Genomic DNA, 14904 nt, shown 5'->3' on the forward strand with positions numbered 1-14904 from the left:
CGAAGACCGCGCTGCGGCGGTTGCGTCGATTATTGGAAAGCCATGTAAGTTCGCGTTGACCGTAAAGATCGAAGTTGTACAAAGTCGTAACAAATTTGTACGTCAGCTCTGCAACAGGCCTTTGAGGGTATCGAGCGAGTGCTGCAATTGCTCATCCAGCGCGGGACTCATGCGCTGGATGTCCGATTCATCGTTGGCCAACGCCAGGGTTTCCAGCGTCCTCAAGGTGCTGGCCAAGGCCCTGAAACCCAGGGAATCACAGCTGCCGGCCAGACGGTGCGCCAGTTGCGCGACTTCTGTGCAGTCATCGGCGGCCATGGCTTCATGCAGCGCATCGCGGTGTTGAAGGATCGAGTCGCGCAGCACCGCCAGCAGACCCTGGACCTTCTGCTCACCGAGCAAGGTGCGATGGGTCTGCAACAGCGGCCAGTCCATCGCTTCATCGCTCATCAGCGCCCCGGCGCTGTGAGTACGCCCTTCCAGCACCTGGCGCAGGTTTTCCAGCTTCAAGGGCTTGGCCAGGACGCCGTCCATGCCGGCCTCCAGATAACCGCGCACCAGTGCCGGTTGCACGCTGGCAGTCAGGGCGAAAATGCGCGTATGGCGGTTCGGCCCGTCGCTGTGGCGGATCTGCCGGCATAACTCGACACCGCTGATGCCCGGCAGATGCACGTCCAGCAACAGCAAATCGAAAACCTGCGTCGCGCAGTGTTGCAGCGCCTGATCCGCCTCTTCGGCGAGCCACACCTGGTGGCCGTCTCGCTGCAGCAAACCTTTGGCCACTTCGCGGTTGAGCGCCACGTCTTCGACCACCAGGATATCCAGTGCCGGCCCCGCCGCCCGAACCGGCGGGGCCTCAGCCACGCCGCTGGCCGGCTGCAAGGACAGCTCGAACCAGAAACAACTGCCGCGCCCCTCTTCGCTGTCCACGCCGATGCAGCCGCCCATCTGTTCCACCAGGTGTTTGCAGATCGCCAACCCCAACCCGGTGCCACCAAAACGTTGCGCGACTTCTTCGCTGGCCTGGGTGAAACGCTCAAAAATCTTCGCCTGCATCGCCGGGGCTATGCCGATGCCGTCGTCAGTGACACTGACCCGCAGCCGCTGTCCCACTTGTTCGCCGGTTTCGCTGAGAAGCGCCACCTGGACGCTGACTTCGCCACCTTCGGTGAACTTGATCGCGTTGGCCAGCAGGTTGCTCAGCACTTGGCGCAGGAACTGCTCGGCGCCATGGTGATGCTCGGCAATCCGCTGGTCGACCCGGCAACTGAGGATCGTGTCGTTGGTCAAGGCTCGCGGTTCCAGCAGTGTCAGCACCTCGTCGAGCAACTGGCGCAGCGAGAAATCCACCGGCTCGGGATGACTGACGCCCTCCTCCAGCTTGGCGAAATACAGCACTTCGTTGAGGATCGTCAGCAAGCCTTCGCCGGCCTTGTGCAAGGCATCCAGGCGCTTGCCGTCCCGGGCATCCAGGCGCGCACCGCGCAACAGTTCGGCCATGCCGAGGATGCCGTTGAGGGGCGTGCGCAGTTCGTGGCTCATGGTCGCCAGGAACCGCGACTTGGCAAGGTTGGCCGCTTCCGCTTCATCCTTGGCGCGCATCAGGCTGGCTGTACGGCGCTCGACCATTTTCAGCAGTTCGTCACGGTTGTCCTGCAAGGCCAGGCGATCGCTTTCCCGGCGCTCGATGTCGTGCAGGATCGCCCGGCGCATGTCGTCCAGGGCATGGGCCACGGTATCGATTTCGTCGCTACCGCGGCGCTTGTCCAGTTGCAGGGGTTCCTGCCATTCACCGGCGGCGATGCGCCGGGCGAACTCGGCCATGACTTTCAGGTGTCGGGTCACCAGGCGATAAAACAAGCCCGACAACGCCACGGCCAGACCGCAGAGAAACACCGCCATCCACAACAGGCTGGTCAAACCGGTGGCGTAGAGACGCTGGTAAACCGCCCCCAGATCAGTGCTGACTTCCAGTTCGCCCAAGTGGCGCAACGGGCCGGACGGCGGCTGATAGTCCAGGGCAAAGCGCTCGATACGCAGCGGTCCGACCGGCTCGGGGTTGCCCTGTATAAGGTCGAAATCGGCACTGGTCAAGTGCACCCGCGCGACGTCGGAGAAGTCCACCAGCCCGCGCAACTGCACGTTCAGCTGCTCCTGGTTCAAGTCCCACAGGCTGCGTTCCAGGCTGGCCAGGTAGCCGGCGCGGATCAGTTCCATGCGCGAATCGATGTCGCGCATTTCCCGTCGATACTCGATGTACAGTTGCACGCTGCTGGCCAGCACGGTGAAGCACAGGCTGAATAACAGAATGAACAGCAACAGGCGTCGCAACAGTCCACCGGGACGCGCGCGAATCATTGCGCATCCGCCGGCAGGTTGATCATGTCGCGGTAGGTCACTTCGCTTTCGTTGAGCCAGCGCTCGATGTCGCCGGCATCGACCATGCGCTGCAATTGCGCGTTGATCTCGGGCATGCGATTGGCCAGGGGCGAGCGCCGCGACACGGCAACCCGCAGATAGTCCACGCTCAAGGCCTTGGGCAAGGCGACGATGTCCTGGCCACCAGGCAGGTTTTCCACGTACAACTGGCCGGTGCGCCGCTCCTGGGTGATGAAGTCGATGCGCCCGCGAATCAGCTTGCCGAAGTTCTGGTGGCTGTCGGACACCCATTCGATGTTGTTGTTGCGCGCGACCATGCGATCGAACTCCACCCCATAGCTCTCACCGAACAACAGGCCGCCACGGTAATGGGCCAGGTCGTCCAGTTGTTCGAATTTCACCGGGTGTTGACGGTTGATGAACAGCGCCACTTCTTCACGCAATACCGGCACCGTCGAGAACAGCATGCTTTGCTCCCGTTGTGCGGTGCTGTAGGCCAGCACCACATCGACCCGGCCTTCGGCGGCGTCCAGCAGGCAGCGTTTCCAGTTGCCCAGCACGACTACCTCGACCTCATAACCCAACTGACCGAACAGGTGCTTCACCACGCTCGGCGCCAGGCCGCGCACCTGTTTGCCATCGCTCCAGGAAATCGGCGGGTACACCGGGTAGTCGCAATAGCGAACCCTTTCCGCCGAGACAGCATGGCCGGTCACCAGCAGCGCCAGCAGGCAAAGCCATCGCGCCATCCGGTTCAGGCCGCCACGCCGGCGGTGAACAGGTAACCGGCGCCGTGAATGGTGATGATCAACTGCGGTTCGGCCGGGTCGTCGTGCAGCTTGCGACGCAGGCGTCCGACCAGCACGTCGATGGAGCGGTCGTTGGGCACCCATTCGCGGTTGCGGATCTGGTCCATCAATTGATCGCGGCTGAGGGTGTGGCCGCTGTTGCGCAGGAACACGCTGAGCAACTGGTATTCGCCGTGGGTCAGCAGGGTTTCGTTGCCCGATGGATCGATCAGGCGCCGACGGTCGGTGTCCAGCGCCCAATCGGCGAACTGCTTGACCGGTTTAGCCAGCGCAACGGCCGGCTGTGGCATTTGCGCATGACGTACCCGGCGAATCAGGTTTTTCGCCCGGGACACCAGTTCCCTTGGATTGAGGGGTTTGATCACATAGTCATCGGCGCCGCATTCGAGGCCGACAATGCGGTCGATTTCATCAAAGCGCCCGGTGATCAGGATGATCCCGACCTCCGAACGCACCCGCAGCTCGCGGGTCAGGGTCAGGCCGTCCTTGCCCGGCAGGCGGATGTCGAGCATCACCAGGTCGACGGCCTGGCTGGCGAGGAAGGTTTCCGCCAGTTCCGCCGTGGCGGCGCAATGGACGTCGTAGCCTTCCTGGGACAGGTAGGCGTGCAGCAGATCGCGAATCAGCGGATCGTCATCGACGATCAGTACCCGAGGAGTCATCGCTTGGTGTCCGGCTCAGGCCCGAAGGCCAGTTTCTTATTAGAGTGTTTTCCCGCATCGGCGCCAGAGAGTATCCAGTGTTGAACAACTGATCAACAGTCGCTCGTCTGCACGCAAAAGCGCTGGCGTCCACCGGCCTGCAAACCATCGACCCAGGCCTCGCAGATCTGAATGCCCTGTTCCGGGGTAAAGGTCCCGGGGTTCAGCCCGGACTCCAGCCACAGGCCGTCGAGCAAGGCGCTGAGGCTGATGGCGGCGAGGTCGGCGTCGAAGTTTTCCCACCCCTCCTCCTGGGCCAGTTCCGCCAGCACCTTGCGCAGGATGGCGCGATACTCGCCATAGGAATGATCGTGGGCCTTGTTGATCGCCTCGGCGGTTTTCACCGCACCCCAGAACGCCAGCCAGGCATCGATCAGCTGCGGATCGAGCAATTCGGCGGAAAACGAACCGCGGAAAAACGCCGACAATCGCTCCCGGGCATTCGGTGCGGCCTGTTCCATGGCGTCGCGCAACAGGGTCATGACCCGCCCGGTGATCGCCATGTAGGCTTCGGCCACCAGTTCATCCTTGCCGGAATAGTGATGGCTGATCAGCCCCACCGAGACCCCGGCCTCGGCGGAAATCTTGCGGATCGACGCGCCCTGGAAGCCGTGACGCTTGAGGCACACCAGCGTCGCCTCGATCAGGTTGGCTTTGCGCAACTCCGGTTCCATGCGGGAAAAACGGGCTTCCTGGTTCATGGGCGACACGCTCCTTGGTTCAATCGTTTGGGCCTGCGCGGGTTGGCGATGGGCTGAACGACTGTACAGCAAGAGAGGGCCTTGTCTCCAGTCAGTTGCCAGTCTGGCAGACCGTGGCGCGCCCATCGCGAGCAAGCTCGCTCAGACAACATAGGATCTGGATCAGTCGCGGTAACCCGGCGCCACTCGGTCCAGCATCCGCAACAACGCCGCCCAGGCCAGTTGCATGGCATCCGGATCGTTCAACTCGCCCTCTTCCAACGGCCGCCCCGGATCATTGAACTGCCGTTCGGTGTGCGCGCAGACCTCGTGCGACGGCAAAACAATTTCACCGGCCGCTTGCGCGGCCAACTGGATTTCGCAGGCTTTTTCCAGATAGTACATGCGCAGGAACGCCTGGCTCACCGTTTCGCCCACCGTCAACAAACCGTGGTTGCGCAGCATCAGGACCGACTTGTCGCCCAGGTCCGCCACCAGCCGTTGTTGCTCGCTCAGGTCCAGCGCTACGCCTTCGTAGTCGTGATAGGCGACGCGGCCGTAGAACTCCATGGAAATCTGGTTCACGGGCAACAGCCCGCACTTCAACGCCGCCACCGCACAACCGGATTTGGTGTGGGTGTGCAGCACGCACTGCGCGTCTTCCCGAGCACCATGGATGGCGCTATGGATCACGAAACCGGCCGGGTTCACCGGGTACGGCGATGGCTCTACGGCGTGGCCATCGAGGTCGATTTTCACCAGGTTGGAAGCGGTGATTTCGTCGAACATCAGCCCGTAGGGGTTGATCAGAAAGTGATGCTCCGGCCCCGGAATGCGCACCGAGATGAGGGTGAAGATCAGGTCGGTCATGCGAAAGTGCGCAATCAGGCGGTAGCAGGCCGCCAGTTCCTCACGCAGGCGCTGCTCGGTGGCGCTGCGCTCAGGGGCCAGGTGGCTGGCGATGTTGTTCATTGTCGTGGTTCTCCAGGCTGAGTGGCTGGGCGCTAGTGTACAGCCGCCCACTAACGCTTTTCTGTAGGCGCTGGCTTGCCAGCGAAGGCGGCCTTGAAACTTGCGCGGACCATGAGATCGTCATCGCTGGCAAGCCAGCTCCTACAAAGTCCGCGCCAGGTTATTTGCTGGCCCAGGCGTTGAAGCGCTCTTCCAGCTCTTCGCCATGATCGACCCAGAAGCCGACGTTCATCGACAGCGCGCCCTTGAGGTTCTGCGGTGCGGTGGGCACCCATTGCGCCAGCTTGTCGTCCAGCCGTGCGGCGGCCTGGATGTTGGTCGGGCCGTAAGGGATCTGCTGTACGTAATTGACCTGGGCGTCCGGCTGATTGGCGAAGGCGATGAATCGCTTGGCCTGGTCCACGTGTCTGGAGCCTTTGATGATCGCCCAGTAGTCCATGCCGTACAGGCTGCCGGGCCAGACCAGGCCGAGGTGACTGCCTTTCTGCGCGGCGTCGGCGATGCGTCCGCTGTAGGTCGAGGTCATCACCACGTCGCCGGCGGTCAGCCACTGCGGCGGTTGCGCGCCCGCCTCCCACCACTGGATGTAAGGCTTGAGTTCAGTGAGTTTGGCGAATGCCCGGTCCACGCCTTGCGGGGTGCCGAGTACTGTGTAGACGTCTTCGGTTTTCACGCCGTCCGCGAGCAAGGCGAATTCCAGGTTGTACACCGCGCGTTTACGCAGCCCGCGCTTGCCGGGGGTCTTCTTCACGTCCCAGAAGTCTGCCCAGGAGGTCGGGGGCTGGGCCAGTTTGTCGGTGTCGTAGGCAATCGCTACGCTCCACACCAGTGCGGCGGAACCACATTCTTGTGCCGCTTGCGGGATCAACTGGTCGGCGTGGCCCAGGCGGGTCCAGTCCAGGCGCTCGTACATGCCTTCCTCGCAGCCGCGCATCAGGTCGGGGCCTTCGATCTGCACCACGTCCCAGTCGACGTTGCCGGTGTCGACCATCACTTTGATTTTGGCCATCTCGCCGTTGTATTCGCTCTGGATCACCTTGCTTTGATCCACGGCGGCGAAGGGTTGAAAGAACGCCACGTCCTGGGCTTTTTGTCCGGCTCCGCCGTATCCGACCACCACCATGTCCGATGCTGCCTGAGCGCTGCCCAGGCCCATGGCCACGGACAACACCAAGGGATAAAAACCGTGCTTGAGCGTGTGCGATTTCATCGAGGGTTCCTCTTGCAGGTGCCGCCCGGACAGAGGTCGGCGCAGCCCTTTTTTTATTGTTGTGAGGTACGGCCCGGGAGCGGGCTCGAAATGAAATTACTCCACGCCGCAGTAAAAAAACAAGTTGATTTTTTACTGAAGGTAAATTTCTATAGCACAATAATAACAACCGAAAACCTGATGCCTCTGTAGGAGCGAGCCTGCTCGCGATGGACCTGAGAACGCCGCGGGGTGTCAGGTACCCAGCGTTATCGTTAACGTCCATCGCGAGCACGCTCGCTCCTACACAGGTCAGCCTGCCTGGAGTACCCGCACCATGCCGACCTCGACACCTGCCTTCGCGCACCTGTTCGACCCCCTGGAAATCCGTGGCAAGCGCCTGAAAAACCGCATCATGTCCAGCGGTCACGACACCTCGATGCCCACCGACAATCTGGTCAACGAGCAATTGATCGCCTACCACCGGGCACGTGCCGAAGGCGGTGCCGGGCTCATCGTGCTGCAAGTGGCCGGTGTGCACGACAGTGCGCGCTACACCTCCCATGTGCTGATGGCCACCGACGATGCGTGCATCGAGGGCTATCGCAAACTGGCGCAAACCTGCCATGCCCACGGCACCGTGGTGTTGTCCCAGGTGTTCCATCCGGGGCGGGAGATCATGGAGTCCAGCGATGGCCTGCTGGCGGTGGCCTATTCGGCCTCGTCGGTGCCCAATGAACGTTTCCGGGTGATGCCCCGCGCCCTCGATCAGGCCATGATCGACGAGATCGTCGCCGGTTATGCCGCTGCCGCCCGCCGCCTGCATCAGGCCGGGATCGATGGCGTCGAAGTAGTTGCCAGCCATGGTTACCTGCCGGCGCAATTCATCAATCCGCGAGTCAACCGGCGCACCGATGGTTACAACGGAGATTTGGAACAACGCTTGCGTTTTCTGCGCGAAGTCATCGAAGCCGTGCGTGCGGCGACCGATGAACAGTTCATCATCGGCCTGCGCATTTCCGCCGACGAGCGCGACCCCGAGGGCCTGACCGAAGACGAATCCCTGGCTGCCGTACAGTCACTGCAAGCGCAGCTCGATTACGTGCACATCGTCGCCGGCACCTCGGCCTCCCTTGGCGGCGCGGTGCATATCGTGCCGCCGATGGCGATCGAGGCGGCGTACCTGGCCAAGGAAGCCGGGACGTTCAAGGCCGGCTTGAACATTCCGCTGTTCGTCACCGGGCGCATCAACCAGCCCCAGGAGGCCGAGCTGATTCTGGCTCGCGGCCAGGCCGACGTGTGCGGCATGACCCGGGCGCTGATCTGCGATCCGCAGATGCCCAACAAGACCGACACCGGCCGCGTCGAAGACGTGCGCGCGTGCATTGCCTGTAATCAGGCGTGCATCGGGCACTTTCACAAGGGCTTGCCGATTTCCTGCATCCAGCACCCGGAAACCGGCCGCGAGCTGATTTTTGCCGAACGCCGACAGGCGATAAATCGCAAACGCATCATGATCGCCGGCGGCGGCCCGGCCGGGATGAAAGCAGCCGCTGTCGCCGCCCAGCGCGGACATGACGTGACCCTGTACGAGGCCGGTTCACAACTCGGCGGCCAGGTGTTGCTCGCGCAGTTGCTGCCACGGCGCAGTGAGTTTGGCGGCGCCAGCACAAATCTGCAGCGGGAAATGCAGCTGGCCGGGGTACGCGTGGTGCGCAATACGCGGGTCAATCGGGCGCTGGTGGAGCAGGAAAAACCCGACATGGTGATCGTCGCCACCGGTGCCGAGCCCTACTGGCCAAGCTTCGAGCGTGGCGGTGAATTGCAGGTGGTGGATGCCTGGCAGGTCTTGCGCGACGAGGTACAGATCGGCCGCTCGGTGGTGGTGATCGACTGGCGCTGCGACTGGATCGGCCCCGGCATCGCCGAGCGCCTGGTACGCGCCGGGCATCAGGTGCAACTGGCGGTCAACGGCACCCATTGCGGGGAAAACCTGCCACTGTACGTGCGTGATCAACTGGCTGGCGAGCTGCATAAACTGGGCGTGCCAATCACGCCGTACGCGCGGCTGTATGGCTGCGATGACAACACGGTCTACCTGCAACACACCGCCAGCGGCGAGCCGATGCTGATGGAGAACATCGATACGCTGGTGCTGTGTCAGGGTCACCAACCCGTGGATACGCTGGGTGCCGAGCTGCAAGGGCTGGTGGAGTTTCGCCGCATCGGCGACTGCCTGGCGCCGCGCACCGCCGAAGAAGCGATTTATGAAGGCCTGAAAGTCGCGTGGGAGCTTTAAGGCTGTTTATACTCCGGGGCTTTACATACACATGATCGCTCTGTGTAGGAGCTGCCGCAGGCTGCGATCTTTTGATCTTGTTTTTGAAAAGCAAGATCAAAAGATCGCAGCCTGCGGCAGCTCCTACAGGGGTGTAGCGAAGACCCGGGTTTGGAACTCAGCATGAGCAATAACAGCAAGAAACCGTCCGAAACCGGCAGCGCCGAACCGCATTTCCTCGGCACACGCATTCGCGGCCTGCGCAAACGCCGGGGCATGACCCTCGCGGAACTGGCGCAACAAAGCGAACTCACGGCCGGCTACATCAGCCAGCTGGAGCGCAACCTCGCCTACCCGTCGATTCCGGCGCTGTTCAACATTGCCCGCAGCCTCGGTGTCACCATCCAGTGGTTCTTCGCCAGTGAAGCAGTTACCGCCCCTGAAGACGATGGCGTGGTGGTGCGCAAGAACAGTCGCCTGAACGTGCATTACGAAGACGGCATCGTCGACCAGTTGCTGACCCCGCAAGCCAACCGCCAACTGGAAATGCTCCACTCACGGTTCCCGCCTGGCACCTACAGCCAGCAAAGCTACAGCCATGAAGGCGAAGAAGCCGGGTTTCTGCTGTCCGGCAGCTTCGAACTGTGGGTTGGCGAGCGCCATTTCCAGCTCAATGAAGGCGACAGCTTCAGCTTTTCCAGCCAGGAACCGCACCGCTACGGCAACCCCGGCGATGTGGACGCGGTGGTGATCTGGGTGATTACGCCGCCGACGTTTTAACGCCGGCCGCGCCCGATGGGCTGCGCGACACTCGCACGCTTGAGGGTGTCGCTCGGCAGTTCCTTGAACAGCGCGCGATAGCTGCTGGAAAATCGCCCCAGGTGCCAGAACGACCAGTGCATCGCCACTTCGGCCACGGTGGTTTGCGTGGGCGTGCGGTTCAGCAGTTCGCGGCGGGCGCTGTTGAGGCGGCGCAGGCGCAGCCATTGGGTCGGCGCCATGCCGGTGTAGGTCTTGAATGCATGCTGCAACTGGCGCAGTGAAACCCCGGCCACCTGGGACAGTTCCAGCAGGTTGAGGTGTTCTTCCGGGGTGTCCGCCGCCCATTCCCCTACCCGCTTCATGATCGCCCGCTCTCCGGCACGGCGCTGCAACGCGCCCTGGTCGAGGCCGACACAGGCGTTGTCGAGAATGAACAGACAGTCTTCCAGCAATTGCTGGGTCAGCGCTTCGCGGCTCGGTGGATCGAAGGTCTGCGACAGCCGCGTCAGGGTCCCGCTGAGCCAGCGGCAGAACAGCGCGTTCTGCTGCGAGTTGAGCGGCGCCATGAACAGCCCTTCGAGCCGGGCGATGTCGAGGCTGTGGCGTTTTACGAACTCCGGCCCGAACACCACGGCGATTTCCTGGTAGTTCTCCGGGGTGATCCAGATGTTGCGACTTTCGCCATTCAACACGTACAGCGCGTTGTCGCCGCGATCGAAACAGAACGACAACGAGCCCTGGGGCGCACTGAAATTCTGCTCGACCCGGGTGTTCATCGACTCTTCGTAAATCTCCACGCCCTGCAGATCCAGATAGCGCACCAACCCCGCGAAATGCCCCGGCGACATCTGCTGGTAATGCTGAATCCAACCCGGTGTGGCGCGGATTTGCTCGGCGACATCGGCGGTGTTGAAGGCTTGGACCTGGAGGGAATTGGAACCTGTCATGGGTGACCTTACGCACTCTTTTGGTGCGCTTTGTGCTGCTTAAAGTGGATAGATGGAACCGCAAGGCTCGCCCAAGATAGACCTCAACGCGCTACAGGGGAAGTGTCCGGCGGATGAAACCGGCCTCTCCTGGCGTTAATAAAACCAATAACGAGGTCTTTATGAATGTCCCTTTCGATCAGCTGTTCACTTGGCTGAAAGATCACAAGATTACCGAAGTCGAGTGCGTTGTCAGCGACCTGACCGGCATTGCACGCGGCAAAATTGCACCGACCAACAAGTTCCTGCATGAGCGAGGCATGCGCCTGCCGGAAAGTGTCCTTCTGCAAACGGTAACCGGGGACTTTGTCGACGACGACATCTACTACGACCTGCTCGACCCGGCCGACATCGACATGGTCTGCAAGCCGGACGCCGACGCCGTCTACGTGGTGCCATGGGCCATCGAGCCGACCGCCATCGTGATCCACGACACCTTCGACAAGTTCGGCAACCCGATCGAGCTGTCGCCGCGCAACGTGCTGAAGAAAGTCCTGCAGCTGTACACCGACAAAGGCTGGCGGCCGATTGTCGCGCCGGAAATGGAGTTCTACCTGACCCAGCGCTGCGAAGACCCGGACTTGCCGCTCAAGGCGCCGATGGGCCGTTCGGGCCGTGCCGAAAGCGGTCGGCAGTCGTTTTCCATCGACGCGGCCAACGAGTTCGATCCGCTGTTCGAAGACGTCTACGACTGGTGCGAACTGCAAGGCCTGGACCTCGACACGCTGATCCACGAAGACGGCCCGGCGCAGATGGAAATCAACTTCCGTCATGGCAACGCACTGGACCTGGCCGACCAGATCACCGTGTTCAAGCGCACCATGCGTGAAGCGGCGCTCAAGCACAATGTGGCGGCAACCTTCATGGCCAAGCCGGTCGGCGACGAGCCTGGCAGCGCCATGCACATTCACCAGAGCGTGGTGGACATTGCCACCGGCCAGCCGATCTTCGCCGATGCCGATGGCAACATGAGCGAGCTGTTCCTGCATCACATCGGTGGCTTGCAGAAGTACATCCCGAAAGTGCTGCCGATGTTCGCACCGAACGTCAACTCGTTCCGCCGTTTCCTGCCGGACACCTCGGCACCGGTGAACGTCGAATGGGGCGAAGAAAACCGCACCGTCGGCCTGCGCGTACCGACTTCCAGCCCGGACGCCATGCGCGTGGAAAACCGCCTGCCGGGCGCGGACGCCAACCCTTACCTGGCCATCGCCGCCAGCCTGCTGTGCGGTTACCTGGGCATGGTCGAACGCATCGAGCCAAGCGCCGCGGTACAGGGCCGCGCCTATGAGCGTCGCAACCTGCGCCTGCCGATCACCATCGAAGACGCTCTGACCCAGATGGAAGAGTGCGACACCATCAGCCGCTACCTGGGCAGCAAGTTCGTACGGGGCTACGTCGCGGTCAAACGCGCCGAGCACGAGAACTTCAAGCGCGTGATCAGTTCGTGGGAGCGTGAGTTCCTGATGCTGAGCGTCTGAGGCCTGCGCTGTTCTCAAGGGCCCCTTCGCGAGCAGGCTCGCTCCCACAATTGGAATGCATTCCCCTGTGGGAGCGAGCCTGCTCGCGAAGACGGCCGCTCAAACACCAAAGAATTGCCTGAAGAATCCAATAATTCCAAGAAGGTATCGATATGCGTCTATTGAAATCCGTCGTCCCGCTCGCCCTGGCAGCCTTGTTCAGCGCCATTGCCCAGGCCCAACCCCAGGTCAGTGTCTACAACTGGACCGACTACATCGGCGAAACCACCCTCGCCGACTTCCAGGCCAAGACCGGGATCAAGGTGATCTACGACGTTTTCGATTCCAACGAAACCCTGGAAGGCAAACTGCTTGCCGGTCGCACCGGGTATGACGTGGTCGTGCCGTCGAACCACTTCCTCGCCCGCCAGGTAAAGGCCGGCGCGTTCCTCAAGCTCGATCGCGAGCAGTTGCCGAACTTCAAGAACCTGGACCCGAAACTGCTGGCGCTGCTGGAGAAAAACGATCCGGGCAACGCCCACTCGGTGCCCTACCTGTGGGGCACCAACGGCATCGGCTACAACGTCGACAAGGTCAAGGCCGTGCTGGGCATCGACAAGATCGACTCCTGGGCTGTGCTGTTCGAACCGGAAAACATCAAGAAGCTCAGCGCCTGCGGCGTGTCGATGATGGACTCGGCGGATGAGGTGTTCCCGGCAATCCTCAATTACATGGGCATGGACCCGCGCAGCGAAAACCCTGAGGACTTCAAGAAGGCCGAAGCCAAGCTGCTGCAGATCCGTCCTTACATCACCTACTTCCACTCCTCCAAGTACGTCTCGGACCTGGCCAACGGTGACATCTGCGTGGCGTTCGGTTACTCGGGTGACGTGTTCCAGGCCGCCAACCGCGCCAAGGAAGCCAAGAACGGCGTGAACATCGCCTACGCCATTCCCAAGGAAGGCGCCAACCTGTGGTTCGACCTGCTGGCCATCCCCGCCGACGCCAGCAATCCGAAAGAGGCCCACGCCTTCATCAACTACCTGCTGGACCCGCAAGTGATTGCCAAGGTCAGCGCGTCGGTCGGCTACGCCAACCCGAACCCGGCCGCCAAGCAGTACATGGACCCCGAGCTGGTCAACAACCCCGAGGTGTATCCGCCCCAGGAGGTCCTCGACAAACTCTACATCTCCACCACGCCGCCACAGTCGATCATGCGTCTGATGACCCGCTCGTGGAGCAAAGTGAAGTCCAACAAATGAATCAGTACACCCAGGAACATACCCACTCCTATTACGCGGCGTCCGCCAAGGGCATGAGGCAGCGTCCCGCGCTGGCCTCGGACCTGGTGGCCGATGTCTGCGTGGTCGGCGCGGGTTTCACCGGCATCAACACCGCCATCGAGCTGGCCCAGCGCGGGCTCTCGGTGGTCCTGCTGGAGGCCCGGCGGATTGGCTGGGGCGCCAGCGGGCGCAATGGCGGCCAGCTGATACGCGGCATCGGCCATGACGTCAGCGGCTTTGCCAAACATGTGGGCGCCGAAGGCGTGCAGTACCTGGAACAGGCCGGGGTCGAATCGGTGCAAGTCGTGGCCCATCGCATCCGCGAACACGGCATTGATTGCGACCTGCGCTGGGGCTTCTGTGAACTGGCCAACACCCCGGCGCATTTTGCCGGGCTGAAGGCCGAACACGCCGAATTGCTCGAGTCCGGTTACGCCCATGAAACCCGCCTGATCGAACCTGACCAGATCCGCGAGCACGTGGTGGACTCCAGCGTTTATGCCGGCGGCCTGGTCGACATGGGCTCGGGCCACCTGCATCCGCTGAACCTGGCACTGGGCGAAGCGCAAGTCGCCGAGTCCCTTGGCGTGCAGATCTTCGAGCAAAGCCCGGTGCTGGAGTTGATCCATGGCAGCACGGTGCAGGTGCGCTGTGCCGGTGGCACCGTACGTGCGGCCACGCTGGTGCTCGCTTGCAATGCCCACCTGGAAGAGCTGGAACCGAAGCTCAGTGGCAAGGTGCTCCCGGCGGGCAGCTACATCATCGCCACCGAACCCTTGTCGGAAGACGCCGCCAGGCAACTGATCCCGCACAACGTCGCGCTGTGCGACCAGAAAGTCGGCCTGGATTACTACCGGCTCTCGGCTGACCGGCGTCTGTTGTTCGGCGGTGCCTGTCATTACTCCGGGCGCGACCCGGCGGACATCGCGGCCTACATGCGCCCGCAGATGCTCAAGGTGTTCCCGCAACTGGCCAAAACGCGCATCGACTATCAGTGGGGCGGCATGATCGGCATCTCGGCCAACCGCTTCCCGCAGGTCGGGCGCCTGAGCCAGCACCCGAACGTGTTCTACGCCCAGGGCTACTCCGGCCATGGCCTGAACGTCACCCACTGGTGCGCGAAGTTGTTGGGCGAAGCGATCCATGCCGGGCACAGCAAAGGCTTCGACGTGTTCAGCGCCGTGCCGCACATGACCTTCCCCGGCGGACGCGCCCTGCGCTCACCACTGCTGGCCCTTGGCATGTTCTGGTATCGGATGCGGGAAATGCTGGGTTGACACAATTCTCCTGAAAGGCAGATTCATCCGGTGGGAGCGAGCCTGCTCGCGAAGACGATTTAGCAGCAAAAGAATGGCTACCTGATAAACCGCTTTCGCGAGCAGGCTCGCTCCCACAATGCTTTGGG

12 protein-coding genes are annotated in these 14904 nt (G+C 62.2%); 5 read left to right on the forward strand and 7 right to left on the reverse strand.

What is annotated here, in order from left to right; translation table 11 throughout:
- Positions 1-102 precede the first annotated feature (102 nt).
- The 6 genes from CD175_RS06830 to CD175_RS06855 form a co-directional block, all read right to left on the reverse strand.
- Positions 103-2358, reverse strand: coding sequence for an ATP-binding protein (locus tag CD175_RS06830; RefSeq protein WP_104448250.1), 2256 nt, complete (start codon positions 2356-2358; stop codon positions 103-105).
- Positions 2355-3128 (reverse strand): substrate-binding periplasmic protein, encoded by a 774-nt coding sequence (locus CD175_RS06835; RefSeq protein ID WP_104448251.1) that lies wholly within the window; start codon positions 3126-3128, stop codon positions 2355-2357. The genes CD175_RS06830 and CD175_RS06835 overlap by 4 nt, the downstream gene beginning before the upstream one ends.
- A 5-nt stretch (positions 3129-3133) precedes the next feature.
- A complete protein-coding gene (locus tag CD175_RS06840; protein ID WP_104448252.1) occupies positions 3134-3850 on the reverse strand; it encodes a response regulator in 717 nt (238 codons plus the stop codon).
- Positions 3851-3942: 92 nt separating this feature from the next.
- Positions 3943-4590: a TetR family transcriptional regulator C-terminal domain-containing protein gene (locus tag CD175_RS06845; protein WP_007974341.1), complete on the reverse strand. Its 648-nt coding sequence runs from the start codon at positions 4588-4590 to the stop codon at positions 3943-3945.
- A 162-nt stretch (positions 4591-4752) separates the two neighbouring features.
- The gene (locus CD175_RS06850) at positions 4753-5541 is read right to left on the reverse strand and encodes a class II aldolase/adducin family protein (RefSeq protein ID WP_104448253.1); all 789 of its coding nucleotides are present in this window, start codon (positions 5539-5541) and stop codon (positions 4753-4755) included.
- A 160-nt stretch (positions 5542-5701) separates the two neighbouring features.
- Positions 5702-6751 (reverse strand): ABC transporter substrate-binding protein, encoded by a 1050-nt coding sequence (locus CD175_RS06855; RefSeq protein ID WP_104448254.1) that lies wholly within the window; start codon positions 6749-6751, stop codon positions 5702-5704.
- A gap of 316 nt (positions 6752-7067) precedes the next feature.
- Between CD175_RS06855 and CD175_RS06860 the strand changes: the two genes are divergently transcribed.
- Together CD175_RS06860 and CD175_RS06870 are read left to right on the forward strand one after the other, a co-directional pair.
- Entirely contained in the window at positions 7068-9029 is a 1962-nt protein-coding gene (locus tag CD175_RS06860) for an oxidoreductase (protein ID WP_104448255.1), read from the forward strand.
- 162 nt (positions 9030-9191) lie between these two features.
- Complete coding sequence (locus tag CD175_RS06870) at positions 9192-9788, forward strand: cupin domain-containing protein (RefSeq protein WP_102700077.1); 597 nt, start codon at positions 9192-9194, stop codon at positions 9786-9788.
- Here CD175_RS06870 and CD175_RS06875 read toward each other — a convergent pair.
- Complete coding sequence (locus tag CD175_RS06875) at positions 9785-10717, reverse strand: helix-turn-helix domain-containing protein (RefSeq protein ID WP_104448256.1); 933 nt, start codon at positions 10715-10717, stop codon at positions 9785-9787. The two genes, CD175_RS06870 and CD175_RS06875, sit on opposite strands and share 4 nt — an antisense overlap.
- Positions 10718-10878: 161 nt before the next feature.
- On the opposite strand from CD175_RS06875, the gene CD175_RS06880 reads away from it, so the two are divergent.
- From CD175_RS06880 to CD175_RS06890, 3 genes are all read left to right on the forward strand, one after another.
- Complete coding sequence (locus CD175_RS06880; protein WP_007974329.1) at positions 10879-12237, forward strand: glutamine synthetase family protein; 1359 nt, start codon at positions 10879-10881, stop codon at positions 12235-12237.
- A 152-nt stretch (positions 12238-12389) separates the two neighbouring features.
- Complete coding sequence (locus CD175_RS06885; RefSeq protein WP_104448257.1) at positions 12390-13478, forward strand: polyamine ABC transporter substrate-binding protein; 1089 nt, start codon at positions 12390-12392, stop codon at positions 13476-13478.
- Positions 13475-14776 (forward strand): NAD(P)/FAD-dependent oxidoreductase, encoded by a 1302-nt coding sequence (locus CD175_RS06890; protein WP_104448258.1) that lies wholly within the window; start codon positions 13475-13477, stop codon positions 14774-14776. The genes CD175_RS06885 and CD175_RS06890 overlap by 4 nt, the downstream gene beginning before the upstream one ends.
- The last annotated feature ends 128 nt before the right edge of the window (positions 14777-14904 follow it).

Origin of the sequence: Pseudomonas laurylsulfatiphila, assembly GCF_002934665.1 — a bacterium.
GTDB lineage: Bacteria > Pseudomonadota > Gammaproteobacteria > Pseudomonadales > Pseudomonadaceae > Aquipseudomonas > Aquipseudomonas laurylsulfatiphila.

Bases quoted from the DNA above. Each gene is read 5' to 3' on its own strand.
- CD175_RS06830 (WP_104448250.1), bottom strand. From the start codon at position 2,358: ATGATTCGCGCGCGTCCCGGTGGACTGTTGCGACGCCTGTTGCTGTTC.
- CD175_RS06835 (WP_104448251.1), bottom strand. From the start codon at position 3,128: ATGGCGCGATGGCTTTGCCTGCTGGCGCTGCTGGTGACCGGCCATGCT.
- CD175_RS06840 (WP_104448252.1), bottom strand. From the start codon at position 3,850: ATGACTCCTCGGGTACTGATCGTCGATGACGATCCGCTGATTCGCGAT.
- CD175_RS06845 (WP_007974341.1), bottom strand. From the start codon at position 4,590: ATGAACCAGGAAGCCCGTTTTTCCCGCATGGAACCGGAGTTGCGCAAA.
- CD175_RS06850 (WP_104448253.1), bottom strand. From the start codon at position 5,541: ATGAACAACATCGCCAGCCACCTGGCCCCTGAGCGCAGCGCCACCGAG.
- CD175_RS06855 (WP_104448254.1), bottom strand. From the start codon at position 6,751: ATGAAATCGCACACGCTCAAGCACGGTTTTTATCCCTTGGTGTTGTCC.
- CD175_RS06860 (WP_104448255.1), top strand. From the start codon at position 7,068: ATGCCGACCTCGACACCTGCCTTCGCGCACCTGTTCGACCCCCTGGAA.
- CD175_RS06870 (WP_102700077.1), top strand. From the start codon at position 9,192: ATGAGCAATAACAGCAAGAAACCGTCCGAAACCGGCAGCGCCGAACCG.
- CD175_RS06875 (WP_104448256.1), bottom strand. From the start codon at position 10,717: ATGACAGGTTCCAATTCCCTCCAGGTCCAAGCCTTCAACACCGCCGAT.
- CD175_RS06880 (WP_007974329.1), top strand. From the start codon at position 10,879: ATGAATGTCCCTTTCGATCAGCTGTTCACTTGGCTGAAAGATCACAAG.
- CD175_RS06885 (WP_104448257.1), top strand. From the start codon at position 12,390: ATGCGTCTATTGAAATCCGTCGTCCCGCTCGCCCTGGCAGCCTTGTTC.
- CD175_RS06890 (WP_104448258.1), top strand. From the start codon at position 13,475: ATGAATCAGTACACCCAGGAACATACCCACTCCTATTACGCGGCGTCC.